This window comes from Halopseudomonas phragmitis, assembly GCF_002056295.1.
Lineage (GTDB): Bacteria > Pseudomonadota > Gammaproteobacteria > Pseudomonadales > Pseudomonadaceae > Halopseudomonas > Halopseudomonas phragmitis.
Genome location: NZ_CP020100.1, coordinates 2,484,703 through 2,503,312, shown reverse-complemented (window position 1 = coordinate 2,503,312; position 18,610 = coordinate 2,484,703). Strand labels below are relative to the sequence as shown.

The 18,610-nt window shown below is 59.8% G+C and carries 19 protein-coding genes; 12 read left to right on the top strand and 7 right to left on the bottom strand.

All coding sequences use genetic code 11. The features are described from left to right. Positions 1-30 precede the first annotated feature (30 nt). Entirely contained in the window at positions 31-2,373 is a 2,343-nt protein-coding gene (locus BVH74_RS11535) for an ATP-binding protein (RefSeq protein WP_080050213.1), read from the top strand. A 44-nt stretch (positions 2,374-2,417) separates the two neighbouring features. Here the strand turns inward: BVH74_RS11535 and BVH74_RS11530 are convergent, their stop codons facing one another. Beyond that, positions 2,418-2,912 carry a glutathione peroxidase gene (locus BVH74_RS11530; RefSeq protein WP_080050212.1) on the bottom strand — a complete coding sequence of 165 codons (495 nt, stop codon included), beginning with the start codon at positions 2,910-2,912 and terminating at the stop codon, positions 2,418-2,420. Positions 2,913-2,957: 45 nt separating this feature from the next. Beyond that, positions 2,958-3,350, bottom strand: coding sequence for a peptide-methionine (R)-S-oxide reductase MsrB (gene msrB / locus BVH74_RS11525; protein ID WP_080050211.1), 393 nt, complete (start codon positions 3,348-3,350; stop codon positions 2,958-2,960). Positions 3,351-3,460: 110 nt separating this feature from the next. Between msrB and BVH74_RS11520 the strand changes: the two genes are divergently transcribed. The 3 genes from BVH74_RS11520 to htpX all read left to right on the top strand — a co-directional run bounded on the left by BVH74_RS11520 (position 3,461) and on the right by htpX (position 6,131). After that, complete coding sequence (locus tag BVH74_RS11520; protein ID WP_080050210.1) at positions 3,461-4,672, top strand: pyridoxal phosphate-dependent aminotransferase; 1,212 nt, start codon at positions 3,461-3,463, stop codon at positions 4,670-4,672. A gap of 8 nt (positions 4,673-4,680) precedes the next feature. Next, a complete protein-coding gene (locus BVH74_RS11515) occupies positions 4,681-5,124 on the top strand; it encodes a hypothetical protein (protein WP_080050209.1) in 444 nt (147 codons plus the stop codon). Between the two features lie 116 nt (positions 5,125-5,240). Beyond that, positions 5,241-6,131, top strand: coding sequence for a protease HtpX (htpX, locus tag BVH74_RS11510; RefSeq protein ID WP_080050208.1), 891 nt, complete (start codon positions 5,241-5,243; stop codon positions 6,129-6,131). 101 nt (positions 6,132-6,232) lie between these two features. Here htpX and BVH74_RS11505 read toward each other — a convergent pair whose 3' ends face one another. Further along, a complete protein-coding gene (locus tag BVH74_RS11505) occupies positions 6,233-7,363 on the bottom strand; it encodes an ATP-NAD kinase family protein (RefSeq protein ID WP_080051709.1) in 1,131 nt (376 codons plus the stop codon). Positions 7,364-7,451: 88 nt separating this feature from the next. On the opposite strand from BVH74_RS11505, the gene BVH74_RS11500 reads away from it, so the two are divergent. Beyond that, entirely contained in the window at positions 7,452-7,667 is a 216-nt protein-coding gene (locus BVH74_RS11500; protein WP_131038227.1) for a PA1571 family protein, read from the top strand. Here BVH74_RS11500 and pdxB read toward each other — a convergent pair. Then, a complete protein-coding gene (pdxB, locus tag BVH74_RS11495; protein ID WP_080050206.1) occupies positions 7,657-8,805 on the bottom strand; it encodes a 4-phosphoerythronate dehydrogenase PdxB in 1,149 nt (382 codons plus the stop codon). The genes BVH74_RS11500 and pdxB overlap by 11 nt on opposite strands. A gap of 562 nt (positions 8,806-9,367) precedes the next feature. Between pdxB and BVH74_RS11490 the strand changes: the two genes are divergently transcribed. Further along, on the top strand, positions 9,368-10,300 hold the full coding sequence (locus BVH74_RS11490; RefSeq protein ID WP_080050205.1) for an alpha/beta fold hydrolase: 933 nt from the start codon (positions 9,368-9,370) through the stop codon (positions 10,298-10,300). Here the strand turns inward: BVH74_RS11490 and BVH74_RS11485 are convergent. Continuing rightward, on the bottom strand, positions 10,281-10,817 hold the full coding sequence (locus tag BVH74_RS11485; RefSeq protein WP_080050204.1) for an elongation factor P hydroxylase: 537 nt from the start codon (positions 10,815-10,817) through the stop codon (positions 10,281-10,283). The genes BVH74_RS11490 and BVH74_RS11485 overlap by 20 nt on opposite strands. Before the next feature lie 211 nt (positions 10,818-11,028). Here BVH74_RS11485 and BVH74_RS11480 point away from each other — a divergent pair, with 211 nt between their 5' ends. Both BVH74_RS11480 and BVH74_RS11475 read left to right on the top strand, forming a co-directional pair. Then, entirely contained in the window at positions 11,029-12,441 is a 1,413-nt protein-coding gene (locus BVH74_RS11480) for an MATE family efflux transporter (protein WP_080050203.1), read from the top strand. Positions 12,442-12,506: 65 nt separating this feature from the next. Beyond that, positions 12,507-13,580 carry a DUF3080 family protein gene (locus BVH74_RS11475; RefSeq protein ID WP_080050202.1) on the top strand — a complete coding sequence of 358 codons (1,074 nt, stop codon included), beginning with the start codon at positions 12,507-12,509 and terminating at the stop codon, positions 13,578-13,580. A gap of 9 nt (positions 13,581-13,589) precedes the next feature. Here the strand turns inward: BVH74_RS11475 and tusA are convergent, their stop codons facing one another. Continuing rightward, positions 13,590-13,832: a sulfurtransferase TusA gene (gene tusA / locus BVH74_RS11470; RefSeq protein ID WP_080050201.1), complete on the bottom strand. Its 243-nt coding sequence runs from the start codon at positions 13,830-13,832 to the stop codon at positions 13,590-13,592. Positions 13,833-13,964: 132 nt separating this feature from the next. Here tusA and BVH74_RS11465 point away from each other — a divergent pair, with 132 nt between their 5' ends. Then, complete coding sequence (locus tag BVH74_RS11465) at positions 13,965-14,249, top strand: antibiotic biosynthesis monooxygenase family protein (RefSeq protein ID WP_080050200.1); 285 nt, start codon at positions 13,965-13,967, stop codon at positions 14,247-14,249. A gap of 19 nt (positions 14,250-14,268) precedes the next feature. On the opposite strand, the gene rlmM is transcribed toward BVH74_RS11465, so the two are convergent. After that, entirely contained in the window at positions 14,269-15,333 is a 1,065-nt protein-coding gene (rlmM, locus tag BVH74_RS11460; protein WP_080050199.1) for a 23S rRNA (cytidine(2498)-2'-O)-methyltransferase RlmM, read from the bottom strand. A gap of 159 nt (positions 15,334-15,492) precedes the next feature. On the opposite strand from rlmM, the gene BVH74_RS11455 reads away from it, so the two are divergent. The 3 genes from BVH74_RS11455 to BVH74_RS11445 all read left to right on the top strand — a co-directional run bounded on the left by BVH74_RS11455 (position 15,493) and on the right by BVH74_RS11445 (position 18,415). Then, a complete protein-coding gene (locus BVH74_RS11455) occupies positions 15,493-16,431 on the top strand; it encodes a LysR family transcriptional regulator (protein ID WP_080050198.1) in 939 nt (312 codons plus the stop codon). A gap of 164 nt (positions 16,432-16,595) precedes the next feature. Then, positions 16,596-17,456 carry a poly(ethylene terephthalate) hydrolase family protein gene (locus BVH74_RS11450; RefSeq protein WP_080050197.1) on the top strand — a complete coding sequence of 287 codons (861 nt, stop codon included), beginning with the start codon at positions 16,596-16,598 and terminating at the stop codon, positions 17,454-17,456. Positions 17,457-17,656: 200 nt separating this feature from the next. Then, a complete protein-coding gene (locus BVH74_RS11445) occupies positions 17,657-18,415 on the top strand; it encodes an SDR family oxidoreductase (protein WP_080050196.1) in 759 nt (252 codons plus the stop codon). Positions 18,416-18,610: the final 195 nt, after the last annotated feature.

Genomic DNA, 18,610 nt, shown 5'->3' with positions numbered 1-18,610 from the left:
ATAACGACGGCAGGATGCTCCCCAAAACTGATGAACATACGCTTTACCGATCGACTCTCGTTCAAACAGGCGCGCCTGGGGGTTCTGGCCGCATTCATTCTGGGCATCCTGCTGGGGCTGATTCAGGTGCTGGTGGACTACCACTCCGAGGATGCGGCCATCGACCGCGAGGTTCAGGCCCAGATCAACGTCAGCCTCGGACCCGCCTCGCGGATTGCCTACAACATTGACGCCGAACTGGCTCTGGAACTGGTCAACGGCCTGCTTCAGGCGCCCCCAGTAGTGCGTGCCGAGATCATCGACAGCAACGGCGTTGCCCTGGCCAGCGTCAGTCGGCCCATGGCCTCAAGCCGTTATCGCGCGGTCAGCGACGCGCTATTCGAGCGCCGCCGCGACTACTCCCAGCCGCTGTTCGTCGAGCATGTCACCGACGAATTACTCGGCCATCTGGTCATTGAAGTCGACACCTTCCACCAGGGCGCCAGCTTCCTGCGCCGCGCCGGACTGACCATGCTATCTGGATTCATCCTCAGTCTGGTGCTGTCACTTATCCTGATGGTGCTGTTCTACGCCATGCTGACCAAGCCGTTGGTCCGCCTGATCATCGACCTGCTGAACATGAAGGCCGAAGAAGAGCGCAGCCGCCTGCCCTGCCCCGACGGCCACGAGCGCGACGAAATCGGTGCCCTGGTTGAAGTAATCAACCACCAGTTGCAGAGCATCGATGTCAGCATGCGCCAGAAACTACGGGCCGAAGAACGCCTGCGCCAGTACCTTGAGGAGCTGGAAAGTATCGTCGAGGCCCGCACCACCGAATTACAGGAAACCAACGCCCAGCTGCGACTATCCAACCAGGAGCTGGAGCTGTCGCGCGAAGAAGCGCTGGATATGGCCCGGGCCCGCTCGGTGTTTCTGGCCAACATGAGCCACGAGATTCGCACACCGATCAACGGACTGCTGGGAATGATCGGCCTGACCCTGGACAGCCCGCTCAATGACGAACAACGCCAGCAACTTTCGATAGCCTACGACTCAGGCAAGGTACTGGTCGAACTGCTCAACGATATTCTCGACCTGTCCAAATTCGAGGCTGGCAAATTACAACTCGAGCATATCGCCTTCGACCTCGGGGCCCTGCTTGAGGATACCGCCAGCCTGCTGTCGCAAAACGCCGGCAAACAGGATATAGAACTGACCTGCCAGATCGACCCGCAATTGCCTGGCCAAATGTATGGCGACCCAACCCGGATTCGCCAGATCGCCAGCAACCTGCTGTCCAACGCGTTGAAGTTCACCGAAAACGGCCATGTCAGCCTTAGGTTGCGACTGGACACCAGTGACAGCCGGCAGCAGTGGGTCCATATCAGCGTGGCCGATACCGGCATCGGCATTGCCGAACATGCGCTGGACAGCATTTTCTCCCCCTTCACCCAGGCCGATGTACACATATCGCGCCGGTTCGGCGGCACAGGTCTTGGACTGGCGCTGTGCAAGAGCCTGAGCGACGCCATGGGGGGGCGACTGCAGGTCATCTCGGTCCCCGAACAGGGCAGCACCTTCACCGTCAGCCTGCCTCTGGAAACCGCCCAGAACGAGCCCAGCTACGCCTACCCCACCGCGCGCAAGGTAGTGGTCTGGAATCAGCAGGGACGCCGCCAGGGCAGCATCCTCAAAGAGCTGCTGTGTCACTGGGGCATGAACTGTGAACTGCTGACTTACACGCCCGATGATGAACCACCACAACACCCCTGCCTGCAGGCCGACGTCTGGTTGCTCGACAGCCCGATACTGGCCAGGCGCTTGGGGGAAATGAGCATCGAAATACCGCGAATGTTGATCTGCCCTTATCCGCTGCTGCTGCCCAGCGATGAAGCCAAATCGCTCAATGTGCAGCTTCAGGTCGCCAGCCCTCCTGCTCGCGCTCGCCTGGCTCGAGCCATTGACGAACTGTTCGATAACACCCGCGCAGGAGTCGAACAGGAGCGCAACCGGGCCCAAGAGACCGGCCAGCACATCCTGCTGGTGGAAGACAACATGGTTAACCAGATGGTCGCTCGCGGCATGCTGAGCCGGCTGGGTTATCAGGTCGATGTCGCTGAGCATGGCGAAGCCGCACTGAACCGTCTGGAACAGCAGGGCTATGATCTGGTACTGATGGACTGCAACATGCCGGTTCTGGATGGCTATGAAACCAGCCGCCGGATGCGTACCGACCCACGCTGGCAAAAAATCCCGGTGATCGCCCTGACCGCCAACGCCCTGCAGGAAGACCGTCAGCGCTGTGAAGCCGCCGGCATGAACGACTATCTGGCCAAACCGTTCAAACGTGAAGACCTACAGGCGTTGCTGGAGAAGTGGCTGGGGAGGCACTAGCCTCCCCAAGGATATTTTAAGGGGCCTCTGAAAACGTAGGTTCCTTAACGTTTGAGCAGCGCCTCAATATCCCCCTTAAGCTGCTCCGGCGCGGTAGTCGGCGCGTAGCGCTTGATCACCCGACCATTGGCATCGAGCAGAAACTTGGTGAAATTCCACTTGATCCGCTCACTGCCCAACAGCCCCGGTGCAGCTTTCTTCAGCTGCACATACAGCGGATGGGCATTGGCGCCGTTGACTTCAACCTTGCTGAACATGGGGAAACTCACCCCATAGTTGAGTTCACAGAACTCGGCGATCTGTCCCTCATCACCCGGCTCCTGGGCGCCAAACTGGTTGCAGGGAAAACCCACCACCCGCAAGCCCTGCTCCCCATACTCCTGAGCCAAGGCCTCCAGCCCCTTGTACTGCGGCGTAAAGCCGCACTTGCTGGCGGTATTGACCACCAGATAAGCCTTGCCACCCAACTCCGCCAGGGTGATCTCACGGTTGTCGATGGTGGTACAGGGGATATGCAGCGGATTATCGTATGTTGTCATGCTGGCTCCATTGGGCTCGGCTGGTTCAGGGGTGACGATTTGGGACTAACGCGGCTCAAGGCGCAATGCCACCGAATTTATACAATAGCGCAATCCGGTCGGCGGCGGACCATCGGGAAACACATGCCCCAGATGTGCGTCACAGCGCGCACAGAGCACCTCAATCCGGTGCATGCCATGACTGAAATCCTCGGCAGTGGCGATAGCCTGCTCACTCACCGGCGCGTAGTAACTAGGCCAGCCACAGCCGGCATCGAACTGGGTTTCGGTATCGAACAGCTCGGCATCGCAACAGATGCAGTGATAACGCCCTGGAACCGTATTGTGGTAATACGCCCCGGTAAACGGGCGCTCGGTCCCCTTCAACCGACACACGTGGTACTGCGCTTCATCAAGCTGATCTCGCCAGGCCTGTTCGGACTTGGTCACTTTCTCCATACCGGTCTCCTCGGGATGTTGATAACGGGCTTTCCCAGTCAGTGTCGCACAACGTATGATGCGTGTTTTACTCCGCCGGTACAGCCCCCAGGGATCACAAGGTAAGCACCATGCAGGTTAGCAAATCAAATAAACTGGCCAACGTTTGTTATGACATTCGCGGACCGGTTCTGCGCCACGCCAAGCGCCTCGAGGAAGAGGGTCATCGGATCCTCAAACTGAACATCGGCAACCCTGCACCCTTTGGCTTCGAAGCACCGGAGGAAATCCTCCAGGACGTGATCCTCAACCTGCCTACTGCCCAGGGTTACAGCGACTCCAAAGGCCTGTTCTCGGCACGCAAGGCGGTCATGCATTACACCCAGACCAAGGGCATTCCCGGCGTCACCATCGAAGACATTTACCTGGGCAACGGTGTATCCGAACTGATCGTGATGGCCATGCAGGGGCTGCTCAACAACGGTGATGAAGTGCTGATTCCAGCCCCCGATTACCCGCTTTGGACTGCCGCCGTGAGCCTGTCCGGCGGTAAACCGGTACATTACCTATGCGACGAGCAGGCCGACTGGTATCCGGATATCGAAGATATTCGCAGCAAGATCACCCCCAACACCCGGGCCATGGTCGTAATCAACCCGAACAACCCGACCGGCGCGGTGTACTCGCGTGACATGCTCGAACAACTGGCTCAGGTAGCTCGTGAGCACAACCTGATTCTGTTCGCCGACGAAATCTACGACAAGATTCTCTACGACGGCGCTGAGCACGAATCGCTGGCCGCCGTTGCCCCGGATGTGCTGTGCCTGACCTTCAACGGACTGTCCAAGTCCTATCGGGTCGCCGGTTTCCGCTCCGGCTGGATGATCATCAGCGGCCCTAAACAGCGCGCCCAGAGCTACATCGAAGGCATCGATATCCTTGCCTCCATGCGCCTGTGTGCCAACGTACCGTCGCAGCACGCCATCCAGACCGCGCTGGGCGGCTATCAGAGCATCAACGATCTGGTATTGCCGGGTGGCCGCCTGCTGGAGCAACGTGACACCGCCTGGGAACTGCTGAACGAGATTCCCGGTGTAACCTGCACCAAGCCCAAGGGCGCCCTGTATCTGTTCCCGCGCCTGGACCCCAAGGTCTATTCGATTCACAACGATGAAAAGATGGTCCTTGATCTGCTGTTGCAGGAAAAAATCCTGGTGGTGCAAGGTACCGCCTTCAACTGGCCGTGGCCCGACCACTTCCGCATCGTCTCGCTGCCACGCAAGGACGATCTGGAAATGGCCATCGGCCGGATCGCCAACTTCCTCAAGGATTACCGGCAGTAACCGGCGCCATGGCGGACCTGCACATCGAGGACTTTTACCGCGACGTCGCCGGCATACTGCTGAGTCTGTACAGCAGTTTTCCCCGGCCGACGACGCTGTTCGTCGTCGATCTGATCGGCGAGCACGAACCGGACCCTTTCGGCGTGCCCGCCCCTCGCCACATGGCCTGTTTCAGCGCCATGCTCTGGCTCGCCGAAGAAGGCTTCCTGCGCCATACCGGCAGCATTCGCCAGGAAGGCCTGGATCAGTGCTGTCTGAGCGAACGCGGCTTTGTCCTGCTGTCTACTCCGCGCCTCGACTGGCAACAGCCTGAACTGCCTGCCAGTGTCGCCCATCAGCGCGCAACCCTGGCGCAGAAACTGCGCGAAGCACTGCATAGCGGCTCATCCAGTCACCTGGCCGAAGCGGTACGCCACTGCTTCAAATCCGGCAGCACTTACGATTTGAAATAGACTGACAATTGAAAGCCAGCAAGAATCACCCAATATAACCACACAAAGGACCATGGCTTGCCTGCGCAGGCGCTGGCCAGACCGTAGATTTTACTTTCGATGGGAGCTACAACCGTATGATGCGCATACTTTTATTCCTGGCAACCAACCTGGCGATTGTGTTGGTAGCCAGCATTACCCTGAGCATCTTGGGGCTCGGCATCCATGATGGTCAGGGCGGAATGGACCTGACCGGCCTGCTGGTCTTCTGCGCCATCATCGGTTTTGCCGGCTCCTTCATCTCGCTGTTCCTGTCCAAATGGATGGCCAAGCGTAGCACCGGAGCCCGGGTCATCACCCAGCCACAAACCCGCCAGGAGCAGTGGCTGGTCGAGACTGTCACCGAACTGGCCCGCGAAGCCGGCATCGGCATGCCTGAAGTGGCCATTTTCCCCTCCCGCGCCGCCAACGCCTTCGCTACCGGCTGGAACCGCAACGACTCGCTGGTTGCGGTATCCGACGGTATGCTGCAACGCTTCAGTCCCAACGAAGTACGCGCGGTCATGGCCCATGAGATCGGTCACGTTGCCAATGGCGACATGGTCACCCTTAGCCTGATTCAAGGCGTGGTCAACACCTTCGTGATGTTCTTCGCCCGCATCATCGGCAACTTCGTTGACCGGGCGGTATTCAAGAACGAAAGTGGTCGTCCGGGGATCGGCTACTTCATCGCCACCATTTTTGCCGAAGTGATTCTAGGCATCCTCGCCAGCATCATCGTCATGTGGTTCTCGCGCCAGCGTGAATACCGCGCTGATGCCGCCGGTGCCCAACTGGCCGGAGCCGGCAACATGATCGCGGCGCTGGAGCGCCTGCGTGCCGAGCAGGGTATTCCGGTGGAAATGCCTGGCGAACTGACTGCCTTCGGCATCAACGCCAATCTCAAGCACGGCCTGGCTGGCTTGCTGATGAGCCACCCGCCGCTGGAGCAGCGGATTGCGGCGCTGCGGGCCGGCAACTACCGCTAAGGGAACACTGATTAAATCAGTTTCGGTGCTGACCCAATTGGCGCTGAGCTTGCGTGCAATTAATAAGCGTTCCCACGCTTCGTGTGGGAACGCTGCTCAGGCTACTCCGCCTTCCAGCTCGCTGGATACAGCATCTCTTCGCGATAGCCACTAAGCACCCGGCGCAGTCCGGTTAACTGTTGATCCAGTTCGGGGTCACCGCTATCAATCAGAAATGGCCGGCCATGCAGAGTCTTGAGCTTGGTCTTGGTCGCCACCACCAACAGATTATCGAGCCCGGCTGCACGCACCACCCGGGGTGAAATCTGCTGATTCCCGCGCCCGAGGATGTGGCCCTGACCACCAATTGCGGTCACCAGGATGCGCCACTCTCCACCCCGTTGCATCAACTCCCAGAGCTGCGGCTCGCTGACATCGGTAGCGATCAGTCCGCCATCACAGAGCACATCCACACCCAGCAAGGTGCCCTCCAGCCCCATGGTCTCGAGCAAGCCCAGCGTGGTCGAGCCCGGCCCCATGATCCAGAACCGGTCTGAGGCCTGCTCCTCCTGCAACCAGGCGCCGATATCATCGAGCACCAGGGTTTCCAGCTCGCGCCCGCCTTGCTTGACCTGCTGAACGAAGCGCCCTTCCTGGGGCACTGCCAACTCGCCGTAGTGCCGGGTGCGCACATTGCCCTGACGGAAGGCCTCCTCGTCGATATCACGGACATCCGCCTCGGCCAGACGCACCAGATCCCCCTGCACCAGCAGACTGACCAGTTCACCCGCCGCACGCGGATTGACCGCATAAACCCCAGAGTGGATCTTGACCCCGGCAGGTACGCCCAATACCAGTTGCCCCGGGCGAGCGCTGTGGCAGATATTGCGCGCCGTGCCATCGCCGCCGGCAAACAGCAGCAGATCAACCCCCCGGGCCTGGATCTGGGCGGCAATGCGCTCGGTATCCGCAGCACTGGTATGTGCTCCAGCCAGTTCACCAATCTGCTCGAAGTCGAACCCCATCTCGCCAAGCAGGTCCGCCCCCATCGGGCCGGGTGCGCTCAGAATCTGGATTCGCTCACGCAGCGGCAGCAAGGCCTCCAGAGCCACCCGCACACGGGCCTGGGCTCGCGGCTCGATACCCATAGCCAGAGCTTGTTCGGCCACGCCATCGCTCCCCTTGAGCCCCGCCTGCCCACCCAGACCCGCCAGCGGATTGATGATCAGTCCAAGTCGGAACGGTGTTTGCATTACAACCCCTGTCAGTGCCATGTGTCACAAAGTCGTCATTGTGGTGCCATATCCTGCGCCCGTAAGCACGAAAGCAGGCAACCAAGCCATGACTGAAAAGAGAGAGCATTCCGTGAACCTGAACGCCCTGCACAATATCGCCAACACCCCTGCTGCCCATCAGCCCTCGGTGCAATCGACCGGTGGCTGGCTGATTGATGAGCAGGGACGGGAAATCGCCATTACCGAACAGATGGTTCAGCAAGCCTGCCGTGCACTTGAATGCAGCAGCATGGCCGCCCGCCAGGCTCAGATCAGACGCTGAACCCCAGTTCACTGAACAGCCGCGCCTGCTCGGCCGGCAGCCCTGCATCCGCGCTCAGGCGCAGATGGGCGCATTCGCGCCGCAGCGGATAATCCTTGCGCAGCCGGTCAAAGCCGGCGCGCAAAGCCGCATCATCCCCGGCCTCGACCAACATCCGGCGAAACCGGGCATCGTCATCGCGCACATCATAGACCCAGCGCAGCGCCCGGCTCAGCATCCAGTCCGTTGACGTTGCCGCGCTCAACTGCAACTCAGCCAACCCATCCTGCGGCGCCAGTTGCCCCAGCGACAACTCGGGATCAATACCCAGAAACCGGCAAAACGCCTGATAGATCTGCTCGGTGCCGCGCAACTTGCCATCCAGGCTGTAGCCAGCGATGTGCGGAGTGGCCAACTCACAGCGGGCCGCCAGTGAACGGGCAACCCAGGGCTCGTGCTCCCAGACATCCAGCGCCAACGCCAGATCCTGACGCTCAGTCATAACCTGTTCCAGCGCGGCATTGTCGATCACCGGGCCACGACTGCTGTTGATCAGCCAGGCGTTCGGACGCAAAGCCTGCAGCCGAGCCTGATCGAACAGATGCCAGGTCGGGTGAGCACCCTCACGACTCAGCGGCACATGCAGACTGATCACATCAGCCTGGGCGATCAGCTCATCCAGCCCGACAAAACCTGTTTCGCCCCGCGCCGCCCGAGGTGGATCACACAGCAGGCATTCAACACCCAGCGTGGCCAAAACCCGGACCAAGCGGGTACCGACCTCCCCCACCCCGACAATCCCGACTCGCTGCTGGCGCCAGTCGGTAGCGCGGCGCTCGGCCAGCGTCAGCAGGCAACTGAGCACATACTCCACCACCCCCCGGGCATTGCAACCCGGCGCACTGGCCAGGCTGACTCCGGTCCCGCGCAGACCATCAAGATCCAGGTGGTCGGTGCCTATGGTGCAAGTGCCAACAAACCGTACCGGCGTATCCCTGAGCAGCGCCTGATCGACCCGGGTCACCGAGCGCACCAACAGTGCATCAGCCTGACGCAAGGCAGCACGATCTATAGCCCGACCAGGCAAGCGGGTAATACTTCCAAGCCCGGCAAAGAACTCATCGAGCAGAGGGATGTTTTCATCGGCAACAATATGCATCTGAGCGTCTCCATTAGCCTGGGCACAGTAGCTCGGTTGCTGTTGGGCTGCTCTGGACCGTTAGATGCCATGGATGGCATCTACGAGCGCCCATGGATGGGTTCACAGCGTGTCCATAACAGCCCACCAGCAACCGAGTGAACATGGCGTATCGCGATTGTCCCGGCTGCCACCCGGCCCGTCCAGTATTGCCGTTCATCCGGAGTCAATAGGCGCCCGCTTGCATCATCAGCAAGACACTGCTTAACTGAGCCCATAAAGTCTTTTTGTGACCTGAAAGTTTCGATAACACTCTAAGACGCCACGATACGACCGGGTGCTCGCCACCTTTTTTTGTTGAAGGACCTGCCTGAACACCTGTGCATACACGGTAACGACCCATTACCAGCACAGGTGCTGTCCTTCCCACCCGCAAGCCCACCAATAACAAACCCCTCGATCCTGCCGATCGTCCAAGGGCCCACCTTGTGCTTTTCATGGCCTGTTGCCAACTGCCCAGCAATGCAATCGCATGCGGCGCTTGTCGTATGCCTTTCAATTCAGGCATGCCGGGAGATGTACAATGAAAGCAACTCACTCACTGGTCAGCAGTCAAGGGCTGTTCCGCGTTCATACCGCCTATTACGCCAGCCCGGCCCCGCAAGGCACCATTATTCTGGTCAACGGCTCCTTGGCGACTACCGCCTCGTTTGCCCAGACCGTGCGCTATCTGCAGCCCTGCTTCAACGTGGTCTGTTTCGATGAGCCCTATGCCGGCCAATCCAAACCCCACAACGACCACAGCCAACCAGTGACCAAGGAGCAGGAAGCCCGGATTCTGCTCGATTTGATCGACTACTTCGAAGCCGATCACCTGCTGTCATTCTCCTGGGGCGGAGCTTCTACCCTGCTGGCTCTGGCCCAACGTCCCCGTGCCATCCGCAAGGCAGTCATCATGGCCTTCTCCCCGGTCATCAACCCGGCCATGAGCGATTACCTGGAAACCGGCGTGCAACGCCTGATCGCCTGCGACCGCACAGGCGTCGCCGACCTGATCAACGAGACCATCGGCCAGCACCTGCCCTCACTCTACAAACGCTACAACTTCCGCCACATCAGTAGCCTGGACGACCATGAGTACCTGCAAATGGCTTTTCATGTGAATCAGGTGCTTAAGCAAGATACCAACTGCTATATGACCAACGCCGAGCGCATCGATGTTCCGGTACTGTTCATCAACGGCGACAAGGACATCTACACCACCCCCGATGACGCCCATGGCTTTGGTCGCTATATCGAACGTTCACGATTTGCCACGATACGCGGCGCCGGACACTTCCTTGATCTGGAGAGCAAGGCCACTTGGCAGCAGACCCGTGATGAAATCATGAGTTTCCTGCGTCTGGCACCGACCCGCAGCAGCCAGCCCCGTTTCAGCCTGCTGAGCAGCGATGAACCACTGTTTGATATCGGCCGGGCCGGTGCTCCAGGCTTAGCTACAACTGCTCGAGGCTGAAGTCCGCAGCTTGCAGCCGGACTCCCGGGCGGTAGAACGCCAGCAGGGCCTGGACAAATCGGGCTGGACGCTCGGGTAGTCCGGCGTTCAGAAAGTGCAGAGTCTGCTCCAGCACCCGCTGCTTGAATAAGCTGGAATCGGTAGGCTCACCATTGAGATTGTCCAGGCTGACCCGGAACTTGTGACCGGCAGCCTGACAGAACAGCCATTCGTAGGCCTGCGGCTTGACTTCAACCTGCTCAAACGCCTGCTGCTGCTCGGCGCTGCGCCCGTCGGGAGCATACCAATAGCCAAAATCGGCCAGCAAACGCCGCTGCGGCCCAGCAACGCACCAATGGGCTACCTCATGCAGGGCGCTGCGAAAGAAACCATGGGCAAAAATAATCCGATGACGCGGATGCTCGGCATCGGCCGGCAGATACTCAGGCTCGTCAGCACCAGCCACCAGTACCGTGTTGTACTCGGCTTCGAAGCACTCGGAGAAAATACGGACAAGATCCTGGTAGTCGTGGTTCATCAGCGAGCGAGGGAACCTCTGAAAAACGTAGGCGAGACAGGCAAGACAAGGAAAAAACAGCCGAAAAAGCGCAGTTTACGTGGTGTAAATGAGCATTTTGAGGCTGTTTTTAACGCAGTATTGCCAACGCAGGTAGTTTTTCATAGGTTCCCTAGACAATAGTGAGTAACTTGATACGATGAGCCGCTTTTGTCGAGCCCATCCCTGCCCCATGACTTCAGGACAGACCAACCCCACTCGGTGGCGGCGCAGTGTAACAGAATTGCGTAGCCTGATCTGGCTTGCCTTGCCGATTATCGCCGCCCAAACCGCCCATACCCTGCTCGGTTTTGTCGACACCGCCATGGCCGGACGCTTCAGCGCCCAGGCGCTGGCTGCCGTGGCGCTGGGCAACGCTTTCTGGGTGCCAACCTTTCTGTTTCTGACCGGCACTCTGATGATCCTGACCTCCAAGGTCGCTGCCAGCCACGGCGCTGGCCGTCTGGCTGATACCGGTACGCTGATACGCCAGGGGCTATGGCTTGGCCTGCTCCTGGGCTGTCTGTGCGGATTGTTTCTCAGCGCCATGGAGCCCGTCCTGATCCTGATGGAGGTGGAGCCGAGCCTGATCGACCCGACCATGGCCTACCTGCGGGCCGTCGCCATGGGCTTTCCGGCCGTCGCCTTGTTCCAGGCCCTGCGCGCTCTGAGCGATGGCATGTCACGTACCATGCCGACCATGCTGATTGGCTTTGCCGGCCTGCTACTCAACATCCCTGCCAACTACGTGCTGGTCTACGGCAAGCTGGGCTTTCCGGCCCTGGGCGCACTGGGCTGCGGGATAGCGACGGCCCTGGTGATGTGGTTCATGCTGTTGTGCATGGTGATCTATCTGAAGCGCTCACCACACTTTGCTCCCAGCGGCCTGTTCGCCCGTTTTGACTGGCCAAGCTGGCTCACCCAGCGCCAGTTGCTCGGGCTGGGCCTGCCGATCGGCATCGCGCTGTTTGCTGAAACCAGCATGTTCGGGGTTATCGCACTACTGATCGGCTCACTGGGGGAGATTGTGGTCGCCAGCCACCAACTGGCCCTGAACTTCACCTCACTGCTGTTCATGGTGCCCTTCAGCCTGGGTCTGGCGATCACCGTGCGGGTCAGCCACAACCTCAACGCCCATGGCGCCCGGGCCGGGCTGTTCGCCGCCAAGGTCGGTATCGTCAGTTCATTGTTCTATGCACTGTTTTCCGCTGCGCTGGTGTTGTGGCTGGCTGATCGCATTCCGTTGATCTACACCAACAATCAGCAAATCATCGCCCTGGCCGCCAGCCTGCTGTTCTACGCCGCGCTGTATCAGTTTTCCGATGCCCTGCAAGTGGCCTGTGCCGGCGCCCTGCGAGGCTATCAGGACACTCGTCGGCCCATGCTGCTGACCATCATCGCCTACTGGCTGGTCGGCATGCCATGCGGTTATGTACTGGGGCTGACCGATCTGCTCGGCCCAGCCCGCGGGCCGGCCGGTTTCTGGCAGGGGCTGATCATCGGCCTGAGCGCCGCAGCGTTGTTTCTGTCGATTCGCCTGGCACGGGTTGGTGCCCGCCGCAAACGTCATGAGGCCAAACGCAGGCAGCCCCGACACTCGCCGTAATCTACGATTTGGCAGTAGTTATTAACCGCGTGGCATACTGAAAGCAGCCCTGTTGGAGTTCGACGATGAAGTCTCTCATCGCACTGCTCAGTCTTGCCCTGCTGCTGACCGGTTGTGACGTTGGTGCGCCGGCCAGCCGCCAGATGGACAACTATCTGACTCGTCTGGGCCGAGTACTTGAGCAGCCCGTCAGTCACTTTGACTCACGTCATTTGAGTCATTACCGAATGCCCGAGCGACGTGAACGGGTACAGACGGTGGCCGAGCAACGCTTGAGCCTGCTGGATCTGGTGGTGGAGTCACGACACTGCCACGCCTTGCAGCAGCGCATCAGCGAACGCAACAGCAGCCTCGGCCGATTGATGCCGGCCAGCCACCGACTGGCGCATGAAGGGCAGTTGTTACAGGCGCTCGACGAGTGCCTGCTGGTGATTGCCGACGACCCCAGACGCAGCGAATTGAAAACCCAGCTCGAAGACATCGGTGCTGCCAAGCGGGCCAGCCTGCCAGCGGTATTCTGGAATGCCCTGAACGCCAGCAGCGAATTCGAATACTACCTGCGCTTTGCCGACCAGCCACTACCGCCAGATCCGAGCATCTCTGACACCCTGGCTCTGCAGGCGCTGGCTGAGCTCAGCGGCATTGGCCAGGCGCTGCCCGAGCAATTACCCCCCAGCCGTGAGGTGCTTGACCCGTTATTTCAAGCATTGCAGCGCAGCTCACGCAGCGGCCAGCTGATCCACAGCCTGGCCCGTCTGAACCACACGCTGAATCAAGCCAGCACCATGCTGGAAAGCCCCAGAGCCGCCCGGCTCTGCCCGCTGGGCCAACCTACCCCGCAATCACGAATTCTGTTCAACGTCTTCGTGACCTATTATGCCGGCGAGATCCAGCCGCTGCTGGCCCAGGCCCAACGGCTCGGCCAGCCCTGGCAGCAGCAGTTGACGCACCTGCGCGAGGTGCCCGAAATACCACCGGCAACCGCGGCTTATCTGCAGCGCCTGAGTGGTCATGAACAGGCTTTGTGGGAAAGTTTTCAGGCCAGCGTCCAGCGCCATAACCAGGCCTGGCTGCAGGTACTGGAACGCTGTCAGCTGCAGCCAGGCCAGCCTGGCTGGGAAGCTGCTCGCAACGAGTAATGCGGAGAGTCAACCCGCCTTGCGGATCAGGTAATGGAAAATTCCCGCCTCTTCACGCTGCTCAAGCAAGGCATGACCAAGAAATCCGCAGAACTTGGGGATATCACGCTGGGTCGAGGGGTCAGTCGCCAACACTTCCAGCAATTCGCCAGCAGCCAGGTCGCGCACGGCATTGTGCAGCATCATGACCGGCTCGGGGCAGGTCAGACCACAGGTATCGAGTTGACGGTGTTCGTTCGCAAAATCAGTCATGCCATTGATCCACAGGGTACGGACCGATTATCCGGTAAATACCCGCCACTTGCCAGCCGAGCGAAGCCGACCGACACTATAGACAGGAGTCTGAAAAGCTCCGGTTTTATCTGCCTGTTTTAAGGAAATTCCATGATCAAAGTAATGATCGAACGTGTCATTGCCGAAGGCCTCGAGCAACCCTACGAAGAAGTGGCGCGCCAGGTGCTGCAGAAAGCCATCCAATCCCCCGGCTTCATTTCCGGTGAGTCATACCGTGATCTGGAGCGCCCCAATCACCGGGTCGTGGTTGTGACCTGGCTGAACCGCCATTCCTGGGAACGCTGGGAAAACTCGCCCGAGCGCCAGGAAAGCATCGGCCCGTTCTCCGCCATGCTGCAGGAGCAGGAAAAAATCACCCTGCTCGAGCCACTGTAGGAGGCTAGTCTGCGTCGGGTTACCTGTGACCACGCACAATCCGGGCGTGGCAGGTAACCTCTTCGCGGTCGGTATAAAGTTGTTTGCAAGCCAGCGTGGCTTCCAGCCCAGCCTCATCCAAAGCATCCTGGACATGGGCCATGCACTGCATGACTTCCTGATAACGCCGTTTCATCGGCAGTTTGAAGTTGATGATCGCCTCCCGGCACCAGCCCCGGGACAGCCAGGTTGCCAGCAGCGCACTACTGCGGGCAGGCTTGTCGACGATATCACAGACCATCCAATGGACCGGGCGCTTGGGCCGAAACAGATAGCCGTCGGCCTGCACATGCTCAACCTGTCCACTCTCCATCAACTTGCGATTCATCGGCCCATTGTCTACGGCAATCACTTTCATGTGCCGGTTGACCAGTTGCCAGGTCCAGCCACCAGGCGCTGCACCCAGATCCACTGCTGTCATACCGGGGGCCAGACGGCTATCCCATTGCTCGCGGGGAATAAAATGATGCCAGGCCTCTTCGAGCTTGAGCGTCGAACGGCTAGGCGCCTCACGAGGCACTCGCAACCGCGGAATACCCATCGGCCAGGGCGCGGCATTGTTGGCCCAGGACCAACCGACGAACAGCCGCTCACCACTCTCGAATACCAGATGCAGGCGCGGCAGTTCTGTCTTGTTCGGACGCAGGAACCGGGTTTTGCCTAAAGCACTCTCGAGCGGCTTGCGCAGCTTCTTAAGCAGTGCCGCCAAAGCCTTGCCATCGTTGGTATCGGCGGTCTCCAACCATAGCAAAGAGGCCAGCGGCCCCTTGGCGCAAGCCTGAATGACTGGCGTGATACGGTCCTCGGGGTCGACATCGAGCCAGTCGCCCAGGGCCCATTGACGGGTAAAGATCAGACTCTGGAAGTCCAGTTTGCGCATCAGCCGTCCGGCATCGCCCTCAGCCGGGCAGACAAAACGCACGATGGCCGCCCCCTCACGGGTGACCGGATAACCGGCCAACCCACAGGCATTGGCCAACTCCTGCATTTCCGCTGCAGCCTCGGACTCGAACCCCGGACGACAGTGCAACAACAATTCCTGCATGGGTTACCCCAGTCAAATCAATGGGGGGCTACTCTACCGCTGGATGCCAGCGATGACCAGCACGCCTCGTCGATATGGCTCGTCGCAACAAGTCGTGAATAAAACTCATCAGACCAATGCTAAACTTAAATTTCCCTCATAATGAGTAGTAACCCGACCATGCTTGAAATCCGCCATCTGCGTACCCTGGCCACCCTGCGCGAAGCCGACAGCCTGGTGGAAGCTGCCGAACGCCTGCACCTGACCCAATCGGCGCTGTCACATCAACTCAAGGATCTTGAAGAGCGCCTGGGCCTGCCACTGTTCGTACGCAAGACCAAACCGGTGCGTTTCACCAGCGCCGGTCTGCGACTATTGCGTCTGGCCGACAGCCTGCTGCCGCAGTTGCGCCAAGCCGAGCGCGACCTGCAGCGACTGGCTGGCGGCCAGGCCGGGCGCCTGCACATGGCAATCGAATGTCACAGCTGTTTCCAGTGGTTGATGCCAACCATCGACCAGTTCCGCAACGCCTGGCCGGAGGTCGAAGTCGACTTCGCCTCGGGCTTCTTCTTCGCCCCGCTGCCAGCGCTGGCACGCGGCGACCTGGATCTGGTGGTGACCTCCGACCCTCAGGATATTCCGGGCCTGAGTTACGTACCGCTGTTCACCTATGAAGCCCTGCTGGCAGTCAGCAACCAGCATCCACTGGCCAGCCGCGCCTATATTGAACCCGCCGACCTGGCGGACGAGACCCTGATCACTTACCCGGTAGACCGTGATCGACTAGACATTTTCAAACAATTTCTCGACCCGGCCGGCATCGACCCCCAGGCCATCCGCACGGCCGAACTGACCGTAATGATGCTGCAACTGGTGGCCTCTGGACGCGGTGTCAGTTGCCTGCCCAACTGGGCCCTGGCCGAATACCTGCAACGCGGTTACGTCAGTGCCAGACCGCTGGGTCCAGACGGTCTGTTCGGCACGCTCTACGCCGCTGTACGCGAAGATATGCTGGAGATGTCCTACCTGCAGGACTTTCTGCTCACCGCCAAAGACACCTCATTTGCCACCCTGGAAGGCGTCAGCGCCAGGATTGAACAGCGCGCAAACAAGCTCTAAGCCAGGCCGTTCGCGGCCTGGCGCGACCTTGCCATTAACCCGAATAGGCGACTTTCATCAGCCGCCGACAGTGTTACCGTTCAGCCGCTCGAGCTCTGCAGTTGGTGCGGACCCGGCCATAGCGCTCAACAACCTTGAATAACAACAGTTGAACGGTAACCGATATGAAAACACCTGCATTGAAGCTTTCCACTCTCGCTCTGGGCCTGGCGCTGGCCTCCAGCGCCTGGGCTACCAACCCCGACCCAGGCCCTGGTGGCGATACCGGCACCGGCTTCCCCGGCGTCTCCGACTTCGCCGCCAGCGGCCCATTCAGCACCACCAGCGAAAGCGCCGGACTCAGTTGTACCGCCTACCGGCCACGCACTCTGGGACAAAACGGTGTGCAACACCCGATCATCATCTGGGGCAATGGCACCGGTGCTTCGCCAAGCACCTACAGCAGCCTGCTCAATCACTGGGCCAGCCACGGCTTCGTAGTCGTTGCCGCCAACACCAGCAATGCCGGCACCGGCCAGGCCATGCTCAGCTGCCTGAGCTACATCATCCAGCAACATAACCGCACTACCGGCACCTACGCCGGCCGCCTGGATATCAACCGGGTTGGCGCTGCCGGGCACTCACAGGGTGGCGGCGGTACCATCATGGCCGGCCAGGACAGCCGCATCAGCGTCACAGCGCCATTCCAGCCCTACACCCTGGGTCTGGGCCATAGCAGTTCATCGCAAAGTAACCAGAACGGCCCGATGTTCCTGATGACCGGTGGACGCGACACCATTGCATCACCCACCCTCAACGCCCTGCCGGTCTACAACCGCGCCAATGTTCCGGTGTTCTGGGGTGAGCTGAACTCGGCCGGGCACTTCGAGCCGGTTGGCAGCGCCGGTGGCTATCGTGGCCCATCAACCGCCTGGTTCCGCTATCACCTGATGGAAGACAACAACGCCGAGGGCACCTTCTACGGCAACAACTGCGGTCTGTGCAATGACCGTGGCTGGACCGTACGGCGCAAAGGGATCAACTAAGAGAGTTGCTTGATCGTTCCCACGCTATGCGTGGGAACGCCCTAATCCCCTGAAAGTGTCCGAAACTGATTTAATCAGCTTTAATCAGCACTTCCCTTATAGTGCGACATTTCCACAATCCGTCCCCTGCCCCCTGCCTGACCTGGCATGCTACCTTTTGAACCATTATCCATTTGCCCGGACACTCGATTGGAGCCGCCATGAACTCAGCCAGCAAAGTAGCCATTGTCACCGGAGCCGGTAGCGGCATCGGCAAAGCCACCAGCCTTGCCCTGCTGCGGGCCGGTTATTGTGTTGTCCTGGCAGGACGCCGCCAGGAAACACTGGACGCTGTACTCGAGAGCGCCGGTGAACTGGCCGCCAATGGCCTGGCCCAAGTGACCGACGTGCGTGCCCCGGAGTCAGTCCAGGCCCTGTTCAACGCCACTCGGGAGCGCTTCGGCCGGCTTGACCTGCTATTCAACAATGCCGGAACCGGAGCCCCACCCGTGCCCTTGGAGGATCTGTCATTCGCCCACTGGCAGGCCACCGTCGAGACCAACCTGACTGGTGCCTTTCTCTGTACCCAGCAAGCCTTCAAAATGATGAAAAGCCAGGATCCCATGGGTGGACGGATCATCAACAATGGCTCGATTTCCGCCCATGCACCGCGACCCAACTCGGCCCCTTATACCTCGACCAAGCACGCCATGACCGGCCTGACCAAATCGACCTCACTCGATGGCCGACGCTACAACATCGCCTGCGGCCAGATCGATATCGGCAACGCGGCTACCGACATGGCCATTCCGATGCAGCGCGGCGTGCCGCAGGCCAATGGCGAAATTGCTGCCGAGCCGGTGATGGATGTCGAGCATGTCGCCCAGGCAGTAGTGCAGATGGCCGAACTGCCGCTGGCAACCAACGTGCAGTTCATGACCATCATGGCTACCAAAATGCCCTTTATCGGGCGCGGTTGAACCCTGCCGAGACAACAGCGAATTCCGTTCAGCGACCAAATAAGACCAAAAGTGCATTCATTGTGTGACTCAAGATCATGCCGAAGGCATCAAACCTGGCATGGATCACACCTGGTACACTTTTACTCATGGTATCGTTGTTGCTACCATAGAAAGTGACAATACACTCTGAACACTTGAACAGGCCACCACATC

Coding starts and splice junctions, on each gene's coding strand:
- BVH74_RS11505 (WP_080051709.1), bottom strand. CDS start 7,363: ATGCAAACACCGTTCCGACTTGGACTGATCATCAATCCGCTGGCGGGT.
- BVH74_RS11500 (WP_131038227.1), top strand. CDS start 7,452: ATGACTGAAAAGAGAGAGCATTCCGTGAACCTGAACGCCCTGCACAAT.
- BVH74_RS11455 (WP_080050198.1), top strand. CDS start 15,493: ATGCTTGAAATCCGCCATCTGCGTACCCTGGCCACCCTGCGCGAAGCC.
- htpX (WP_080050208.1), top strand. CDS start 5,241: ATGATGCGCATACTTTTATTCCTGGCAACCAACCTGGCGATTGTGTTG.
- BVH74_RS11490 (WP_080050205.1), top strand. CDS start 9,368: ATGAAAGCAACTCACTCACTGGTCAGCAGTCAAGGGCTGTTCCGCGTT.
- rlmM (WP_080050199.1), bottom strand. CDS start 15,333: ATGCAGGAATTGTTGTTGCACTGTCGTCCGGGGTTCGAGTCCGAGGCT.
- BVH74_RS11485 (WP_080050204.1), bottom strand. CDS start 10,817: ATGAACCACGACTACCAGGATCTTGTCCGTATTTTCTCCGAGTGCTTC.
- BVH74_RS11520 (WP_080050210.1), top strand. CDS start 3,461: ATGCAGGTTAGCAAATCAAATAAACTGGCCAACGTTTGTTATGACATT.
- BVH74_RS11445 (WP_080050196.1), top strand. CDS start 17,657: ATGAACTCAGCCAGCAAAGTAGCCATTGTCACCGGAGCCGGTAGCGGC.
- BVH74_RS11475 (WP_080050202.1), top strand. CDS start 12,507: ATGAAGTCTCTCATCGCACTGCTCAGTCTTGCCCTGCTGCTGACCGGT.
- BVH74_RS11535 (WP_080050213.1), top strand. CDS start 31: ATGAACATACGCTTTACCGATCGACTCTCGTTCAAACAGGCGCGCCTG.
- BVH74_RS11450 (WP_080050197.1), top strand. CDS start 16,596: ATGAAAACACCTGCATTGAAGCTTTCCACTCTCGCTCTGGGCCTGGCG.
- BVH74_RS11480 (WP_080050203.1), top strand. CDS start 11,029: ATGACTTCAGGACAGACCAACCCCACTCGGTGGCGGCGCAGTGTAACA.
- msrB (WP_080050211.1), bottom strand. CDS start 3,350: ATGGAGAAAGTGACCAAGTCCGAACAGGCCTGGCGAGATCAGCTTGAT.
- BVH74_RS11465 (WP_080050200.1), top strand. CDS start 13,965: ATGATCAAAGTAATGATCGAACGTGTCATTGCCGAAGGCCTCGAGCAA.
- pdxB (WP_080050206.1), bottom strand. CDS start 8,805: ATGCATATTGTTGCCGATGAAAACATCCCTCTGCTCGATGAGTTCTTT.
- BVH74_RS11515 (WP_080050209.1), top strand. CDS start 4,681: ATGGCGGACCTGCACATCGAGGACTTTTACCGCGACGTCGCCGGCATA.
- BVH74_RS11530 (WP_080050212.1), bottom strand. CDS start 2,912: ATGACAACATACGATAATCCGCTGCATATCCCCTGTACCACCATCGAC.
- tusA (WP_080050201.1), bottom strand. CDS start 13,832: ATGACTGATTTTGCGAACGAACACCGTCAACTCGATACCTGTGGTCTG.